Annotated in this window: 16 protein-coding genes; 3 read left to right on the top strand and 13 right to left on the bottom strand. The window is 62.8% G+C overall.

Going from position 1 to position 15,935, the window contains the following annotated elements:
• Window positions 1–33 precede the first annotated feature (33 nt).
• The 7 genes from RW095_RS17620 to RW095_RS17590 all read right to left on the bottom strand — a co-directional run bounded on the left by RW095_RS17620 (window position 34) and on the right by RW095_RS17590 (window position 7,477).
• Window positions 34–747 carry an ABC transporter ATP-binding protein gene (locus RW095_RS17620; protein WP_317017242.1) on the bottom strand — a complete coding sequence of 238 codons (714 nt, stop codon included), beginning with the start codon at window positions 745–747 and terminating at the stop codon, window positions 34–36.
• Entirely contained in the window at window positions 744–1,553 is an 810-nt protein-coding gene (locus RW095_RS17615) for an ABC transporter ATP-binding protein (RefSeq protein WP_317017240.1), read from the bottom strand. Before RW095_RS17615 ends, RW095_RS17620 begins: the two co-directional genes overlap by 4 nt.
• Window positions 1,550–3,490, bottom strand: coding sequence for an ABC transporter permease (locus RW095_RS17610; RefSeq protein ID WP_317017239.1), 1,941 nt, complete (start codon window positions 3,488–3,490; stop codon window positions 1,550–1,552). Before RW095_RS17610 ends, RW095_RS17615 begins: the two co-directional genes overlap by 4 nt.
• A gap of 175 nt (window positions 3,491–3,665) precedes the next feature.
• Window positions 3,666–4,250, bottom strand: coding sequence for an amino acid synthesis family protein (locus RW095_RS17605; protein WP_317017238.1), 585 nt, complete (start codon window positions 4,248–4,250; stop codon window positions 3,666–3,668).
• Between the two features lie 70 nt (window positions 4,251–4,320).
• Complete coding sequence (locus RW095_RS17600) at window positions 4,321–4,911, bottom strand: amino acid synthesis family protein (protein WP_317017237.1); 591 nt, start codon at window positions 4,909–4,911, stop codon at window positions 4,321–4,323.
• On the bottom strand, window positions 4,887–5,828 hold the full coding sequence (locus tag RW095_RS17595; protein ID WP_317017236.1) for a UPF0280 family protein: 942 nt from the start codon (window positions 5,826–5,828) through the stop codon (window positions 4,887–4,889). The genes RW095_RS17600 and RW095_RS17595 overlap by 25 nt, the downstream gene beginning before the upstream one ends.
• 65 nt (window positions 5,829–5,893) lie before the next feature.
• Window positions 5,894–7,477 (bottom strand): 6-hydroxynicotinate reductase, encoded by a 1,584-nt coding sequence (locus RW095_RS17590; RefSeq protein WP_317017235.1) that lies wholly within the window; start codon window positions 7,475–7,477, stop codon window positions 5,894–5,896.
• A 404-nt stretch (window positions 7,478–7,881) separates the two neighbouring features.
• Between RW095_RS17590 and RW095_RS17585 the strand changes: the two genes are divergently transcribed.
• Window positions 7,882–8,631 (top strand): TetR family transcriptional regulator, encoded by a 750-nt coding sequence (locus tag RW095_RS17585; protein WP_317017234.1) that lies wholly within the window; start codon window positions 7,882–7,884, stop codon window positions 8,629–8,631.
• 60 nt (window positions 8,632–8,691) lie between these two features.
• Here RW095_RS17585 and pcaC read toward each other — a convergent pair whose 3' ends face one another.
• The 5 genes from pcaC to RW095_RS17560 all read right to left on the bottom strand — a co-directional run bounded on the left by pcaC (window position 8,692) and on the right by RW095_RS17560 (window position 12,784).
• Complete coding sequence (gene pcaC / locus RW095_RS17580) at window positions 8,692–9,084, bottom strand: 4-carboxymuconolactone decarboxylase (protein WP_128586935.1); 393 nt, start codon at window positions 9,082–9,084, stop codon at window positions 8,692–8,694.
• Window positions 9,081–9,872 (bottom strand): 3-oxoadipate enol-lactonase, encoded by a 792-nt coding sequence (gene pcaD, locus RW095_RS17575; RefSeq protein WP_317017233.1) that lies wholly within the window; start codon window positions 9,870–9,872, stop codon window positions 9,081–9,083. Before pcaD ends, pcaC begins: the two co-directional genes overlap by 4 nt.
• A 5-nt stretch (window positions 9,873–9,877) precedes the next feature.
• Window positions 9,878–11,257, bottom strand: a complete 1,380-nt coding sequence (locus RW095_RS17570) for a 3-carboxy-cis,cis-muconate cycloisomerase (protein ID WP_317017231.1) — start codon at window positions 11,255–11,257, stop codon at window positions 9,878–9,880.
• Window positions 11,258–11,403: 146 nt separating this feature from the next.
• Complete coding sequence (locus RW095_RS17565) at window positions 11,404–12,063, bottom strand: 3-oxoacid CoA-transferase subunit B (protein WP_317017230.1); 660 nt, start codon at window positions 12,061–12,063, stop codon at window positions 11,404–11,406.
• 13 nt (window positions 12,064–12,076) lie between these two features.
• Window positions 12,077–12,784, bottom strand: a complete 708-nt coding sequence (locus RW095_RS17560) for a 3-oxoacid CoA-transferase subunit A (RefSeq protein WP_317017228.1) — start codon at window positions 12,782–12,784, stop codon at window positions 12,077–12,079.
• 442 nt (window positions 12,785–13,226) lie between these two features.
• Between RW095_RS17560 and RW095_RS17555 the strand changes: the two genes are divergently transcribed.
• Both RW095_RS17555 and folE read left to right on the top strand, forming a co-directional pair.
• On the top strand, window positions 13,227–14,156 hold the full coding sequence (locus RW095_RS17555) for a LysR family transcriptional regulator (RefSeq protein ID WP_317017226.1): 930 nt from the start codon (window positions 13,227–13,229) through the stop codon (window positions 14,154–14,156).
• A 125-nt stretch (window positions 14,157–14,281) separates the two neighbouring features.
• The gene (gene folE, locus RW095_RS17550) at window positions 14,282–14,920 is read left to right on the top strand and encodes a GTP cyclohydrolase I FolE (protein WP_317017225.1); all 639 of its coding nucleotides are present in this window, start codon (window positions 14,282–14,284) and stop codon (window positions 14,918–14,920) included.
• A 41-nt stretch (window positions 14,921–14,961) separates the two neighbouring features.
• On the opposite strand, the gene RW095_RS17545 is transcribed toward folE, so the two are convergent.
• A complete protein-coding gene (locus RW095_RS17545; protein WP_317017223.1) occupies window positions 14,962–15,870 on the bottom strand; it encodes a DMT family transporter in 909 nt (302 codons plus the stop codon).
• Between the last annotated feature and the right edge of the window lie 65 nt (window positions 15,871–15,935).

The raw sequence follows: 15,935 nt of genomic DNA, 5'->3' as shown, positions 1-15,935 counted from the left end.
CTTTCGCAACGACTGTCCTAATTACGCGCCGAATCAAACGCTCAGATAAGCGCGCCTCACTGTTTCGTTACTTGCGAGTTCGCCGATCGTGCCGCTAAAACGGATCTGCCCTTTTTCGAGGACATACGCGCGGTCGCTGACCAGTTCCGCGAAGTGCAGGTTCTGTTCGGACAACAGAATGGATAGCCCTTCGCGCTTGAGTTCGAGAATCATATTAGCCATCTGCTCGACGATCACGGGCGCCACGCCCTCGGACGGTTCATCGAGCAACACGAGATACGGATTACCCATCAACGTGCGCGATACGGTGAGCATCTGCTGTTCGCCGCCGCTCATCTGGCCGCCGGAGCGTTTCGGCATTTCGCCGAGATTGGGGAATAGACGGAACAGCTTTTCCGGCGTCCATTGCGGCGCGCCTTCGCGTGGCGGCTGGCGGCCAGTGTCGAGGTTCTCCATCACCGTCAGATCGGCGAAAACGCGCCGGTCTTCTGGAACGAAGCCCATGCCCATGCGCGCAATCTTGTATGGCGCCAGCGCAGCAATGTTCTGGCCGCGAAAGGTCACTTCTCCCTGGCGGCGCGGCAGCAGACCCATTACCGCTTTCATGGTGGTCGATTTGCCCGCGCCGTTGCGGCCCATCAACGCGACAACTTCGCCGCGGCCGACTTCCAGGCCGACATCGAACAGAATGTGAGCGCGGCCATAAAACGCATTGAGGCCCGCTACTTTCAGCATCGGCTCGCTCATTGCAGCGCTCCTCCTGCTGCATGGCCACCCGCCATGCCGTGCAGCGCCGCGTGCGGCTGAAACGTCTTGCCGGTGCCGAAGTACACTTCCTGCACGCGCGGGTCGTTGCGGATCGTGTCACCGTCGCCCTCGGCAATCAACTTGCCGCGCGCGAGCACGATCATCCGGTCTGCGTAAGCGAACACCACGTCCATGCTGTGCTCGGTGAACAGCACGCCGATTTTCTGCTCGGTGACGAGCCGCTTGGTCAGCGCCATCAGTTCGTTGCGCTCCTTCGGCGCCATGCCTGCAGTGGGCTCGTCCATCAACAGAAGCTTCGGCCGGTTCGCGAGCGCAATGGCAAGCTCGACACGCTTCACGTCGCCATATGCGAGCACGCCGCATGCGCGGTTCGCGTCGGCGGCCATGCCGACCTGTTCGAGCAGCGCGAACGCTTCATCCGCATAGCGCAAGGCCGCGGGCTTCCACACGCCGAAGGTTTTGCGTTCGCGCGAGACAAGGGCCATCTGCACGTTTTCGAGCACGGTCATTGAATTGAAGGTCGCCGCGATCTGGAATGTCCGGCCCACACCGAGCCGCCAGATATCGCGCGGACGCATGCCGACGAGTTCGCGTCCGTCGAAACGGATAGAGCCGGACGAAGGCGGCAGTTGTCCGTTGACCATGTTGAAGCAAGTGGATTTGCCCGCGCCGTTCGGCCCGAGCAATGCGAGAAGCTGGCCGGCTTCCAGTGTGAATGAAACGTTGTCGACCGCTTTCAGACCGCCGAACGATTTACAGAGGCCGGATACGTGCAGCAAGCTCATAGCCCCTCCTTGATCGCAGTACGTTGCGACGGTTGTAGGCCGTTGTTCTCGGCGTTGTCGGCAGTGTCATCGCCGAAGCGATCGCGGATAAAGCCCACGATGCCCTGCGGAAACGCGATCACCAGCAACAGAATCGTGAAGCCCAGCAGCGCTTGCCAGTAATCGGTCTGCCGCGCGACGGTGTCCTGCAGCCACGTGAAAACAGCCGCACCGACTATCGGCCCGGTGAGCGTCTGCAAGCCGCCGAGCAGCACCATGACGAGGCCGTCGACGGAACGGCTCACGCTGATCACCTCGGGCGAGATCGTGCCCTTGGAGAACGCATACAACGATCCTGCGAGACCGCAGAACAGCGACGCGATCACGAAAGCCGCCCATTGCACGCGCTTCACGTCGATGCCGATAGCCTCCGCGCGCAGCACCGAATCGCGCGACGCGCGCATTGCATAACCGAGCGGCGAGAACAACATACGGCGCAAGAGCCATACGCCTATCACCGCACACGCAAGCGTCAGGTAATAAAACGCCACCGGCGACGACAGCCAGTTAGACGGCCACAAGCCGAGAATGCCGTTGCTGCCGCCCGTCACATCGTCCCATTGGAAAACGACGGACCACACGATCTGTGCGAACGCGAGTGTCAGCATCGCGAGGTACACGCCGGAAAGGCGCACACAAAACCAGCCGAACACGAGCGCGCCGGCGACGGCCAGAAGCGGTCCGAGCAGCAATGCGGCTTCCATCGGCAGATTCAACACTTTGAGGAACAGCGCAGCGCCATATGCGCCGAGCCCGAAATAAGCAGCATGACCGAACGAATGCATGCCGCCCGGCCCCATGATGAAATGGAGACTCGTCGCGAACAGCACGGCGATCAGAATTTCCACGAGCAGCACCGGCATATACGGAAACGCATTCGCCGTGAGCGGCGCGAGCAACAGGATGAGCAGTGCAATCGCGGCGAGCCATTTGAGCCGCTTTCCCGCAGGACGCAGAGGCGCTTCGGGCGCGGCCATGCCCCGCACCGCAGCACTTGCGCGACCGAGCAAACCCCACGGCCGCACCACGAGCACGACGGCCATCACGACGAACTCCGCGACCAGCGTAAAGCGGCTCAACGAGAGACCGACGCCGAATATCGTCACATGTCCTATGCCGATGCACAGCGCCTTGATCTCAGCGATGATCAGCGCCGCGACGAACGCGCCCGGAATCGACCCCATGCCGCCGACCACGACGACCACGAACGCATTGCCGATCGTCTCGAGATCGAGTGAGAGATTCGCCGACATACGCGGCCCTTGCAGCGCACCGCCCAACCCTGCGAGAAATGCGCCGACGAAAAATACGCCTGTAAACAGCCACGCCTGATTGATGCCGAGCGCGCCAAGCATCTCGCGGTCCTGCGTCGCCGCGCGCACGAGCGTGCCCCAACGCGTGCGCGTCAACGCATACCACAGCAGTAGCAAAACCACAGGGCCGATTACGATCAGCGCGATGTCATACGTCGGCAACGGATGGCCGAGAAAATCTACCGCGCCCGCAAGATGCGGCGCGCGCGGGCCGAACAGATCTTCCGGTCCCCATAGCCACAACGCGGCGTCGCGAAAGATCAATACGAGTGCAAACGTGGCAAGAAGATGGAACAACTCCGGCGCCTGATAAATGCGCCTCAGCACGATCATCTCGACGAGCGCGCCGAGCACCGCCACCACCAGCGCGGCAGCCAGCACGGAGAGCCAGAAGCCGCCCGCCGTGTGTCCCAAGCGGCTCGCGATGCTGTAGGCGACGTAGATGCCGAACATGTAGAACGAGCCGTGCGCAAAGTTGACGATGCGCGTTACGCCAAAGATCAATGACAAGCCGGCGGCGACGAGAAAAAGCGTCGACGCATCGGCGAGTCCGTTGACCAGTTGTACCAGCAAATTCGAAAGCATCGAGACCCTCGGCAGCTTGCTGACGATCCACGTGCCAAACGGGCATGAGGCTCGAACAGCAGACGTTGCAGCGCGTGCGGCACCGTGCTCGCACGCATCAACGGCAGCACACTACCTGAAAGAAAGCTCTTGTGGGGAGCCGCGAAATAATCGCATCCAATTCCCGGTGCAAGACTCAGCGCAAACCATCCTCGCCCTTGATCTCACTTGCCTGCAAACCGCCGATACGCGGCAACGGCCGGCCCGACGCGGTCACGGCCACCGCGACCACGATCTCATTGGCGCGCGGTGCGTCGGACACGCGCGCCTCTATCGCGTCGAAATGACTGCGCACGAAAGCGGCGTCCTTATGGCCGAGAGGGACGTCTATCGCGGTGCCGAGCGTGCCCATTTTTTTCGCCGACGGCACGAGCGCCGCGCCCTTTTCGACCGCCGCGCGCAGCGGCGCGCCGAGCTTCGGATGCAGAATCGCGGCGGCGTGTTCGAGTTCGCCCGCCTCGCCGACAATCGCGGCCTTGCCATAGCTTTGCGCGTCGCCCGGTTCAATGCCGAGCGCTTCGACGCACCTGTTGCCGAGCAGCGCGCCCAGTTCCTCGCCGGCTTCGATCAGCGCGTCGAGCTTCGCTTCGTAGCGGCCCGCATACGGGTTGTCGATCACCGCGATCGCCACCGCGCGACGTGCCGGCGGATCGACGTTCTGGCCCATTTCAATACGTGTTTCGTCCACTTGCACGACCAGCTTGCGAAGCTTGATTGCCATTTCGCTCTCCGTGTTCTATGCCTGCGTTGCTCTGTGTTGCCCGTGCGCCCGTTGCAACCTTCAGCGTGGTTTAGCGCAGGCCGTCTTTGCCCACAATCGCTTCTTTCGCGAGCCCGCCGACGCGCGCATGCACGCGCTGACCGGTGCTCATCGCGAGGATGTACACCACTTCGTCGGCGGAGGGTGCGCCGGGCACACGTACTTCGATGGCGTCGAAATGGCTGCGCACGTAGCTCGCATTCACATGCGTGAGCGGAACGTCGAGCGCGGTGGACGGCGCGCCGACCTTTTTTGTCGACGGCACAATTGCGTTGGTGGGCACGCCGTTTTTCTCCAGCAACTCGCGCATCGCATAGCCGCCGGGCACATGCCACAACGCGCCGTGTTCGAGTTCGCCACGCGAGCCGACAATCGCGCCCTTGCCATAACTTTCTATCGACGAATGCGGGACCGCCATCGCCGCGAGCAGTCGTTGCGCCATGTCGAAGCCGATGGGCTTGAGCGCTTCCATCGCGTGTTCGATGTTCGCTTCGTAGCGGCCGGCGAACGGGTTCGTCATCACAGCGGCAATCGCGCCGCGCCGCAACGGCTGTGCGGGCGCGGGGCCGAACTCGTGGAAGATGTCTTCGACGTGCGTCAGCACGCGGCGTATTTCAAACACGGGGCCTCCGTTGTTGTTTGAGCGCGATGCGAAAGCAACGCGCCTGTGCCGTGCATACCGGCGATTCGCACTCGTCCTTGCAAGAACAATGCGGCGCCTTCAATCATCTCTCGATCGAGCAAACGCCGCGCGGCTTCCACGCCGCGTGCAAGCGCGAAATCGATGAGCGGCAGCGGCAGCGAAGGGACATCGACGGTAACAAGCTGGTCGCCCAGATCGGTGTCGTCCTTCAGCGACGAGGCCGGCATACGTACGATGCCTGCATGATCGAGGTTGACGGCGTTGGCGATCATCGTCGCGGCGGCGTCCGCGCTTGCCGCATTGCGTGCGAGCACCGTCACACTGTCCGCAATGCCGAGACTGAAACTGCGGCCGCGCCAACCGCTCGTGGCAATGCCGCGAATGGGCGTGCTCGCGTCGAGCGTGAGATTGGCGTCGAGCGCCTCGCCGCCTGGGCGCTGCACTTTCGCGAGCGATTGCGAAAGGTCCGCAAAGACACCGACGCGATATTGCCGGCCTTCGGTCAGATAAAACGCTATGTCACCGCCATTGTTGATGAACGCGCGAGAGATGCCTTCGCATGCGAATGCGCCTATCAACTCGTCGGCGACGCTGCCCGCAACGGCTGCCATTGGCGTGATAAAACGTGCGCGATGGGGATGGCACGCGGACCACATGCGGCGCGCAACATGGCCTTGCAGCGGGCAATCATCAGGCGACGCGTCGGCGCTAACGGGCCGCCGAAGCATTTTCAATTCACCGACCAGCTCAGGCAATACGCCGACGAAACGCGCCCAGCATGCATCAAAAGCGGCTTGCAGCGCGGCCGGTTCTCCGTCGGCGCCGAGGATCAGATCGATCGGCCCATGCTGCCAATGCCAGCGGGTTGCGTCGATGCGGATGCGGGTCGGGTTCATTGCGCCGTTGCGTGCATCGTTGCGTGCGTGTTTGCCTGCGTCATAGCGTTGTCGTGACAGTCCGGTTAGCCGAGCATTGGCGGCATGGCGGGCGGCCACGGATTGTCCGGATCGGCAGCCAACATGCGGCGCGCGAGCGGCGCGCCTTCGCTATGCTCGGGACCGTTGGCCAACACGCTCTCCAATGAACGCACTGCATCCAGATGACCGCCGAGATCGCGATATGCGTCGTACGTCATGGTGAATTCGATCGGCGCGACGATGGCGGGCGTCGGCACAGTACCGAACGACCGGTCAGGCATGCGCGATACGTCGACCATCACGGTGATGCCGCCGCCCGGCCACACATAAGCCGGCGCGCCGCCGCATGTCACGTTGACTAGCTTCTGCTTGATCGCGCGCGTGAGCAGCACCGGGTTCTCGGTCGCGCCCGCGCGCAGACTGCCGCCCGCGCCGCCGAGAAACAGCACCGTGGCAAGCGACGGCTCGCAGTTTTCGCCGATGCGCTCCACCGTTCTGCGCACCGCGTCCGGCATTTCGGCCATGCGCGGCACGAGATCGTGATCGAGTTCGTACCACTGCGCGTGTTCGCCGGTGGTCGACACCATCAGCAGACGCATGCCGGGTTTCGCGACCGTGGGATCGAAGCCTTCGATAATCGCAAGCGGGTCCTGAATGTCGGTGCCGCCCCAGCCAATGCCGGGATTCGCCACCTGAAAATAGCGGCCCGGCGTCGACTTGCGTCCGCGAATCCTGATGCCCGAGCGTGTCATGCCGAGGCAGCGCCCAGCCTGATGTTCGGTCAGCACGCCGGTGATGTGATCGTCCACTACGACGACTTCGTCCGCATGACCGAACCATTGTTTAGCGAAGATGCCGATAGTCGCCGAACCGCAGCCCACGCGCATGCGCCGCTCTTCGACACCGTCGACAACCGGCGCGGCACCAGCGCGAATCGCGAGATTCGCGCCGCCGTCTATGCTCAACTGCACCGCCTGCTTGTTGCCGAGCGCGAGCATCATGTCGCAAGTCACGCGGCCTTCTTTCTTGCTGCCGCCGGTCAGATGATGGACACCGCCGAGACTCAACATTTGCGAACCGTATTCGGCCGTGGTCACATGGCCGACGATCTCACCCTGGCAACGCACGTTCGCCTGCTCTGGACCGAGAAAGCGGTCAGTGTCGATTTTTACCTTGAAGCTGCAATAGCTGAAAATGCCTTCGGTGACGACCGTAATCATGTCGACGTCGTCGAGCTTCGAGGCAACGATAAAAGGCGCGGGTTTGTAGTCGGGATAAGTGGACGATGCGCCCACGCCGGTCACGAAAAGCGCCTGTTCGGCAGCATGGTCCTGGGCTTCTGACGATGCACCGAATTCGACTATGGAGTCCGCGCTGGCTGCGCGGGACAAAAACACCACCGGGTCGACGCGAATCAGCCGTCCGCTCGCATTCGCATAGCGATCGCACGCACCGGTGCGGCCTTCCGATATCTGACACAGCACGGGGCAGGCATTGCATTCGATCTTGTTCGACGCCATTCGCTCGCTGCGCGGCGCCGCCTTCGCGAGCACGGTGGGACCGGGCGTAGAGGCGATGTCGCCGTCCACGCGCTCCGCACCGAAATCGACCTTCGTATGTTCTGTCATGGTGGGGTTCCCATACGACGACATTACAATCGGTCCTGCCCGGTTGACGAATACCCCTTGTTTAAAGGGACTTTCGTGTGACTCGCGAATTTCATGTTGCGGTCACTTACCGTTCGTGTAGTATCCGCTACACCAAACTTGTTGCAAATCTACTCGATCAAAATAGACTGCGCAATGTGTTTCCCGTTCGCATGAAGATGGTGCAACGCGGCATTCAAACGGGCGCACGTTGGATCGGTGTTTCAATTTACGCCGAAGCTGTCGCACTCACAGCACTCGCAGCACTCGCACTATGCAAGGCCCGCTGTATGATGAAGACGCGTATCTGCCCTGGCGAACGGCGGACGCAAAGACGAAAAGTGCAAGCCGTTTAACGACGCCAACAAAAGAGATATCAGACCGCCATGAGTTCCACTGCCGCTCGCAAGCCGGGAGCCACCGGCATCCGTGCGAAACAGGCGCAAGATACGCGCGCCAAGATACTGAAAGCGGCAGTCAAGGTCTTCGCCAAGCAAGGCTATGCAAGCGGGCGCGTCGAAAGTATTTCGAAGGCGGCGCGCTCGCACGACCGAATGATCTACTACTACTTCGGCAGCAAGGAACAGTTGTTTATCGAAGTACTGGAAACGATCTACACGCAGTTCAACGAAGCCGAGAGCAAGCTCGATCTCGATCTGGACGATCCGGTGCACGGCCTCGAACAGATGGTCGAGTTCGTCTGGCAGTACTACCTCGATCACCCGGAGTTCGTTACGCTGCTGTCGAGCGAGAATCTGCATCAAGGCAAGCACGCGAAGAAGTCTTCGAAGCTGAAGGAGATTTCCGGCTATGCGATTTCAGTGGTGCAAAAGCTGCTGGATGCGGGCACGGCGCAGCGCGTTTTCCGCGCCGACGTGAAGGCGCGCGACGTGTATCTGCTGATCGCATCGCTCGGCTATTTCTATAACGCGAACCAGTACACGTTAGGCGCGTTCCTCGGCGAGCCGCTGATGGACAAGGCTGCGCTCGCGCATTGGCGCGAAGTCATCAAGGACACCGTATTGCGCACTGTCCGGCTGGAGCTGCCGGTTGAGGCGCGCGCCAATGCCGGTACCGCGACCGACGTCGATGCCAACGCGCGTCGCGAAAGCTTGCCCGTACGGCGCGCCATGTAAAAACGCGCGCCGTATTCCGGCGCGCGTCTTATGGTTAAAGCACGACTGCAGCCAACGAACTCACGGCTTTGCAGCGGCGTCATCCTCGCGGAACAGTTTGTCGGCGAGATGAAACGCGGAGTTGGCCGCCGGCACACCGCAATAAATTGCGGTTTGCAGCAATACTTCTTTGATCTGTTCGCGCGTCACGCCATTGTTTTTCGCCGCGCGCAAATGCAGCGCAAGTTCTTCACTGCGATTCAACGCGACCATCATTGCAATGGTGAGCAAGCTGCGCGTGTGCCGCGGCAAGCCCTCGCGTGTCCAGATTTCGCCCCACGCATAACGCGTGATGAAATTCTGGAACTCTTCAGTCAACTCGGTGCGGTTCGCAAGCGAGCGATCCACGTGCGCATCGCCCAACACTGCACGGCGCACGCCGAGTCCGGCTTCGTAGCGGTCTTCGTCGTTCATTTGGGCTCCGTCAAAAAGTCGATGACTGTCTTCGTGAAAGCATCGGCCTTCTCGATGTTCGAAATATGCGAGGCGTCCAGTTCGACATAACGTGCGCCTGGAATCGCCTGCGCGAGTTCGCGTCCTTGCGCGGGCGTCGCCGCGACGTCGTGCGTGCCGCTGATCACCAGCACCGGCAGCTTGATGCCGTGCGTTTCGGGGCGAAGATCGGTGGCGTCGATGGCATCGCAATTCGATGCATAACCTTCCTTGTCCGTATGCACGAATACGTCGCGAATCATTGCGAGCACCACCGGCTCCCGCTCGATGTAGTCGGCGGTGAACCAGCGCGGCAACACCGCTTCTGACAGCGCCAGCATGCCCTCCGTGCGAGCCCGCGCGGCGCGCGGCACCCACACTTCGGGCGAGCCGATTCGCGCCGCCGTATTCGCGAGCACGACGCGCTCAAAACGATTCGCATGACGCGCGGCCAGCGCGACGCCTGTCAGTCCGCCCATCGACACGCCACAAAAATTCGCGCGCGCGATCTTCAGCGTGTCCATCAAGCCGAGTACGTCGCCGCTCAGTTGCTCGATCGTGTACGGACCTTTCGGCGCTTCGGAATGGCCGTGACCGCGCGTGTCATAGCGCAACACGCGAAAGTGCCTGGACAGCGCCGCGACTTGCGGCGTCCACATGGACAGGTCGCTGCCGAGCGAATTCGACAGCACGATCCACGGTGCGTGGCCGTGACGGTCGCCGTCGATCCGATAGTGAAGCTCCGTGCCGTTGACTGCGGCGTAAGGCATGCCGGTTACTCCTTCGAAGGGGCGCGCTGTGAACGCGCGGTATGAAGCGCCAGCGCAGCGTCCACATATGCGTGCGCCTGGCCGACGTATTGAGCAGGATCGAGCAGTTGTTTCAGGCGCTCGATCGAAAGATGCTGGGTCACGGCAGCGTCCGCGGACAGCACATCGAAAAGCGTCTGGCCGTCGCGGATCGCGGCTTTCGACGCGCGCTCCACGAGATGATGCGCGTCCATCCGGCCGATGCTATCGCCGAGCGCAAGCATCACCGCTTCGCCGAGAATCAGGCCGTGCGTGACGTCGAGATTCGCGGCAAGGCGCGGCACGTTCACGTTCAGTCCAGCCGCGATCTGTTCGATGCTGGCGAGCGCGCCGCCAGCGAGCCGTGCAAGATCGGGCAGCGCGTCCCATTCGGCTTGCCAGCCGCCAAGCGCGCGCTCGTGTTCCTGCACCATGCCCGCGAATACCGTGGCGACGAGTCCCGGCGCACGCGTGGCCGCCGTGAGCACCGCCGCGCAGCCAACCGGATTACGCTTGTGCGGCATCGTCGACGATCCGCCTTTGCCCGCAGCGGCAGGCTCGGCGAGTTCGTCGATCTCGGTTTGCATTTGCAGCGAGATGTCGCGCGCGATCTTGCCAAGCGTGCCGATCAGCATGCCGAAGAACGATGCAGTCTCCGCGATCCGATCGCGCTGGGTATGCCACGGCAAGGTAGGCACAGTCAGGCCGAGTTCTTGCGCGAGCGCTTGCGTGACTTGCGGCGCCGCATCGCGCAGGCTCGCCAGCGTACCGGCTGCGCCACCGAATTGCAGCACGAGCACGCGCGCACGCAGCGCGTCGAGCCGCTCGTGGTGACGCAACAACGCATCGAGCCATTGCGCGAATTTGAGGCCGAGCGTGATCGGCAACGCCTGCTGCAACCATGTGCGGCCGATCATCGGCGTCGCGCGATGCGTGGCCGCGAGTTTCGCGATTGCGTCGCAAGTGGATTGCAGGCCGCTGTCGAGCAGATTGAAGGTGTCGCGCAGTTGCAGCACCGTTGCGGTGTCGATGATGTCCTGGCTAGTCGCGCCCCAATGCACGTATTTCGACGCTTCGGCGTCGGCCGCTTTCACGCGCGCTGTGAGTTGCTTGACGAGGGGAATGGCGAGATTGCCGCCGAGCGCCGCGTCGCGCGCAAGCGCGTCGGCGTCGAGTTGATCGGCGTGACAGGCTGCTTCGATTGCCGGCACCGCCGTTCCAGGAATCACATGGTGCGCTGCCGAAGCGCGTGCGAGCGCCGCTTCCACGTCGAGCATCCGTTGCAGCGTGGCACGCGGCGCCCAGATGTCGTTCATCGGCTGCGTGCCGCAAAGAAGGCCGGTGAGGCGACCGCTGGATTCGAGCATGATGACGTCGATGATCGGATGATTTTATTGAATGTAGCACTGCTCGGCGAAACGCGGGGCGCGCGACAGCATGCGTGCCGCCACGCGTCGATCAACCAAGCCGCATCCGTCCGCATGAACGTGTATCGACGCACGCAGCGCAGCGCTCACGCAGCGCGCGCGTCCTGCGTTCCGTCGATCAGCGGCACACCCGTGAGTTCGAGCAGCGCGTCGAAGTCGATGTCCGAGAAAATCTCGCGCACCACGAGGCCCTGGTCGGTGACGTCGATCATGGCCAGGTCGGTGTAAATGCGACCGACGCAACCGACGCCCGTCACCGGATACGTGCATTCGGCGGCGATCTTGCTTTCGCCCTGCTTGGTCAGATGCTCCATCATCACGTAGACCTGTTTCGCGCCGAGCGCGAGATCCATCGCGCCGCCGACAGCCGGAATCGCGTCCGGCGCGCCGGTGTGCCAGTTCGCGAGGTCGCCCTTCGCCGACACCTGGAACGCGCCGAGCACGCAGAAGTCGAGGTGGCCGCCGCGCATCATCGCGAACGAATCGGCGTGGTGGAAAAACGCGCCGCCTTTCAGCAGCGTGACGTGCTGCTTGCCGGCATTGATGAGTTCGTCGTCTTCCTCGCCCTTAGCAGGCGCGGGGCCCATGCCGAGCAGGCCGTTTTCGCTGTGCAGGAAGATTTCCTTGTCGGCTGCGAGGTGGTTCGCCACCAGCGTCGGCACGCCAATACCGAGGTTCACATACGCGCCTTCCGGAATATCCAGTGCAACGCGCTTGGCCATTTCATCGCGGGTCAGTTTCTTCATGTCGGTCTCCGGTTCAGGCGGCGGCGTCGCGGGGATTGGGCAGCGGAGCATGTGCCGCTTGCGGCACTTCGATCACGCGCTGCACGAAAATGCCCGGCGTCACGATGTTTTCCGGATCCAGTGCGCCGAGCGGCACGACTTCCGATACCTGCACGATTGCGGTTTTCGCCGCGCTAGCCATGATCGGCCCGAAATTGCGAGCCGTCTTGCGATAAACGAGGTTGCCCCAGCGGTCGCCCTTATACGCCTTGATGAGCGCGAAATCCGCATGCAGCGGCGACTCGAGCACGTAGTGCCTGCCGTCGATCAGACGCGTTTCCTTGCCTTCAGCGAGCTTCGTGCCGTAGCCGGTCGGCGTGAAGAATCCGCCGATGCCCGCGCCCGCCGCGCGAACGCGCTCGGCCAGATTACCCTGCGGCACGAGTTCGAGTTCGATTTCGCCGGCGCGATACAGCGCGTCGAACACATACGAATCCGTCTGGCGCGGAAACGAGCAGATGATCTTGCGCACGCGCTTCGCCTTGAGCAGCGCCGCGAGGCCAATGTCGCCGTTACCGGCATTGTTATTGACGATGGTGAGTTCGCGCGCGCCCTGCTCGATCAGCGCGTCGATCAGCTCCGACGGCATGCCGGCCGTGCCGAAGCCGCCGATCATGACAGTCGCGCCGTCGTGAACGTCGGCGACGGCCGACTCAAGTGACTCGAAAATCTTGTTGATCATGTCGAATTTCCTTGTGAGGCGCTACGCACGCCGGGCATCGCCGTGACGGCAGCCTTCGCAGGCGGTCTCCGGGCGATGCGGGCTGCGGCAAACGGGTTTGCCGGCAGCTTCCGCCAGTTGTCCGCCGCTCGGTTCAGCCGAGTCCGCGCGCCGATCCGTTTTGCGGCGAGTTGTCCGCAAGCTCGCTCGCATTGTTCGCACAGTGAACACTGATTCGGTTAGCGAACGATTCGGCGATTATGGTTGCGCTTCAGCTGCATTGTCAAGGCACGGACTTTCCCTTAATCATAGGTTGCCGCCGTATGAGGTGCGCGCTTGTTGGCCTGGTGCGCACTCTTCTGACCTGGAGGTCAACGAAAATCCCACTATCCCGCGCGGCGATTATTCGGCTACCCTCTATCGACATATCGAATAGCCTCATACGGCCCGCCGGTCGAAAAGCATGTCGGACACCAACCTCGATCTGAATCTGATCCCATACCTCGTCGCGATGGAGGACACCCGCAACGTCAGCCGTGCGGCGGAGCAACTCGGCGTGAGCCAGCCGCGCGTGAGCACGGCGCTCGGGCGGCTGCGCGAGTATTTCGACGACCCGCTATTCGTGCGCACGTCTAAAGGCATGGAGCCTACGCCTCGCGCGCTCGCCATTCTGCCGGCCGCGCGCGACGCGCTTCTGCGGATCGAGAAAGGCATGCTCGACGCGCAGAAGTTCGATCCGGACACGAGCACGCATACGTTCTCGATTGCGCTTTCCGACGTCGGTGAGATCGTCTTTTTGCCACGGCTTCTGCAACTCTTCGCCGAGCGCGCGCCGCATGCGAATCTGCGCTCCGTATCGCTGTCGCCGGCGCATGTCGAACGCGGGCTCGAATCGGGCGACGTCGATCTCGCCGTTGGCTACTTTCCGGACCTGTCGGGTAATAACTTTTTCCAGCAGCGGCTCTTCACGCACCGCTTCATTTGCCTGATGCGCGCCGGTCATCCGCTTTCGAAGGCGCCGCTCACGCTCGCGCAGTACGTCGCGTCGGGGCACGCCGTGGTGCGCGCCGAAGGACGCAGCCAGGAAGTCCTCGAACAGTATCTGGTGAAAAAACGCATCAAGCGGCGCGCAGTGCTGGAGACGCCGCACTTCATGAGCCTGCCGTTCATCCTCGCGCGGACGGATCTGATCGCGACGGTGCCGCATGCGATCGGCTTCGCGTATGTATCGGAACATGCGTCGATCACGCTCGTCGAGCCGCCGCTGCCGTTGCCGCGTTTCGATTTGCGGCAGCATTGGCATCGCAAGTTTCATAACGATCCGCGCGGTAGCTGGCTCCGTAGCGTGGTCGCGCAACTCTTCAACGACGCCATGGACGAATGGCCGAAATGAAGCCGTCAGCCCCGCGACGTCGGAAGGGGCATCGGCACGATCGGGCGTAAACATGGAACAATGACCCCACTCATGAACCCGCGCGCTCCATCCTGGCCCGACGCGCGATCCCGGAGGAGCAACGGATGACCAGCAGCAAGACAGAACAAACAACACCGGCGGCCACGAACGGCCGTCCGAGCCGTGAAGAAGCAGAAGCAGCCGTGCGCGTGCTGCTGCGTTGGGCCGGCGACGATCCGCAGCGCGAGGGCCTTATCGACACACCGGCGCGCGTGGTGCGCTCTTATGAAGAGTTCTATGCGGGCTATCAGGTCGATCCGCGCGAACTCCTCGCTCGCACGTTTTCCGAGGTGGATGGCTACGACGAGATGATCGTGCTGAAGGACATCCGCTTCGAAAGCTATTGCGAACATCACATGGTGCCGATCATCGGGCGCGCGCATGTCGCGTATCTGCCAGGGCACCGCGTTGTCGGCATCTCGAAGCTCGCTCGTCTCGTCGACGCATTCGCAAAGCGCCTGCAGATCCAGGAAAAGATGACCGTGCAGATCGCCGATACGTTGAACGATGTACTGCAACCCGCAGGCGTCGGCGTAATTCTCGAAGCCGCGCATCAGTGCATGTCGACGCGCGGCGTGCACAAAGCCGGCGTGACAATGGTCACGTCGCGCATGCTCGGCACGTTCCGCACGGACCCGTCCACGCGCCGCGAGTTTCTGGCAATAGTCGGCAATCCCGGCGCCGTGGCGGTGCCCAACACGTAAGAGCGGATTTTTAGCCGGGCACGCACGACACAACGCGTGCCTCACGCCGCCTTGCGCGTGCTGCGCGTTTGCCCGAACGTCGCGAGCGTCACGGCGCCGAGCACACAGGCAACGCCCGCAAGTTGCGCCGCGCTAACCGGCTCGTGCAACAGCAGCGCGGCCAACGCCAACGCACTGACCGGCACGAGCGCGGTCGTCAAGCCGGCCTCCGCGCCGCTCACGCGCGCGGCGCCCTCATACCAGAGAACGAAGCCGGCCACGGTCGGCACGAGCGCGTAATACAGCACGCCGCTCAGAGCGCCGGCGTCGAGCGACATGCTCCAGGCTCTTTCAAAACACGCGGGCACGATCGAGACCGCGAAGCCGACGCCGCACATCAACGCCGACAACGGCAGCGGCGCGACCGGCGTGCGCAGCTTGCGATTAAGCAGAATGAAAAGCGCCTCGCAGACAATCGCCGCGAACACCAGCGCATTGCCCAGGATAGAAGAACTGCCTGCGTGCGGCACAGCGCTTTCGCCGGGACGCACGGTGCAAGCAAGCACGCCCGCCGTGGCGAGACCGATCGCACCGAGCAGCGCGGGCGACGGCCGCTCGCCCAGCGCCAGCATCGCGACCACCGCCGACACTGCGGGCAACGTGCCCGCGATCACACCCGCATCGCCGGCCGAGGCTAGTTTCATCCCGCTGATGAGCAACACCGTATAGCCGACGCTGCCCGCCGCGGCCTGCGCGACGACCAGCGCGGCGTCGCGCCGGTCGAGGCGCGGCCAGCGCACGCCGCGCCAGCGCATGATCAGCACAAACAACGGAAACGCGATCGCGAAGCGCAGCGCGGTCGCGCTGAACGGCGGCAATCCCGCCGCAATCGACTTGCTCACCACCACCGTGCTGCCGACGCCGACCATCGCCAGCGCGCAGCACATATAGCCGATGTACCGTGAATTCATCGTGCAACTCCGAGGCAAAGGGACGAGCACGCAGCTTAAACATGCGTCGGCAGGCGGTCTTGAAC

The sequence above is a fragment of the Paraburkholderia kirstenboschensis genome (assembly GCF_032806925.1).
In the GTDB taxonomy this organism is placed as follows: domain Bacteria; phylum Pseudomonadota; class Gammaproteobacteria; order Burkholderiales; family Burkholderiaceae; genus Paraburkholderia; species Paraburkholderia kirstenboschensis.
Note: the sequence above shows the minus strand (reverse complement) of the source record. Positions and strands in the feature narration are given on the sequence as shown.

What these genes read in the sequence shown, in the direction of transcription:
- RW095_RS17620 (WP_317017242.1), bottom strand. Translation starts at nt 747, where the DNA reads ATGAGCGAGCCGATGCTGAAAGTAGCGGGCCTCAATGCGTTTTATGGC.
- RW095_RS17615 (WP_317017240.1), bottom strand. Translation starts at nt 1,553, where the DNA reads ATGAGCTTGCTGCACGTATCCGGCCTCTGTAAATCGTTCGGCGGTCTG.
- RW095_RS17610 (WP_317017239.1), bottom strand. Translation starts at nt 3,490, where the DNA reads ATGCTTTCGAATTTGCTGGTACAACTGGTCAACGGACTCGCCGATGCG.
- RW095_RS17605 (WP_317017238.1), bottom strand. Translation starts at nt 4,250, where the DNA reads ATGGCAATCAAGCTTCGCAAGCTGGTCGTGCAAGTGGACGAAACACGT.
- RW095_RS17595 (WP_317017236.1), bottom strand. Translation starts at nt 5,828, where the DNA reads ATGAACCCGACCCGCATCCGCATCGACGCAACCCGCTGGCATTGGCAG.
- RW095_RS17590 (WP_317017235.1), bottom strand. Translation starts at nt 7,477, where the DNA reads ATGACAGAACATACGAAGGTCGATTTCGGTGCGGAGCGCGTGGACGGC.
- RW095_RS17585 (WP_317017234.1), top strand. Translation starts at nt 7,882, where the DNA reads ATGAGTTCCACTGCCGCTCGCAAGCCGGGAGCCACCGGCATCCGTGCG.
- pcaC (WP_128586935.1), bottom strand. Translation starts at nt 9,084, where the DNA reads ATGAACGACGAAGACCGCTACGAAGCCGGACTCGGCGTGCGCCGTGCA.
- pcaD (WP_317017233.1), bottom strand. Translation starts at nt 9,872, where the DNA reads ATGCCTTACGCCGCAGTCAACGGCACGGAGCTTCACTATCGGATCGAC.
- RW095_RS17570 (WP_317017231.1), bottom strand. Translation starts at nt 11,257, where the DNA reads ATGCTCGAATCCAGCGGTCGCCTCACCGGCCTTCTTTGCGGCACGCAG.
- RW095_RS17565 (WP_317017230.1), bottom strand. Translation starts at nt 12,063, where the DNA reads ATGAAGAAACTGACCCGCGATGAAATGGCCAAGCGCGTTGCACTGGAT.
- RW095_RS17560 (WP_317017228.1), bottom strand. Translation starts at nt 12,784, where the DNA reads ATGATCAACAAGATTTTCGAGTCACTTGAGTCGGCCGTCGCCGACGTT.
- RW095_RS17555 (WP_317017226.1), top strand. Translation starts at nt 13,227, where the DNA reads ATGTCGGACACCAACCTCGATCTGAATCTGATCCCATACCTCGTCGCG.
- folE (WP_317017225.1), top strand. Translation starts at nt 14,282, where the DNA reads ATGACCAGCAGCAAGACAGAACAAACAACACCGGCGGCCACGAACGGC.
- RW095_RS17545 (WP_317017223.1), bottom strand. Translation starts at nt 15,870, where the DNA reads ATGAATTCACGGTACATCGGCTATATGTGCTGCGCGCTGGCGATGGTC.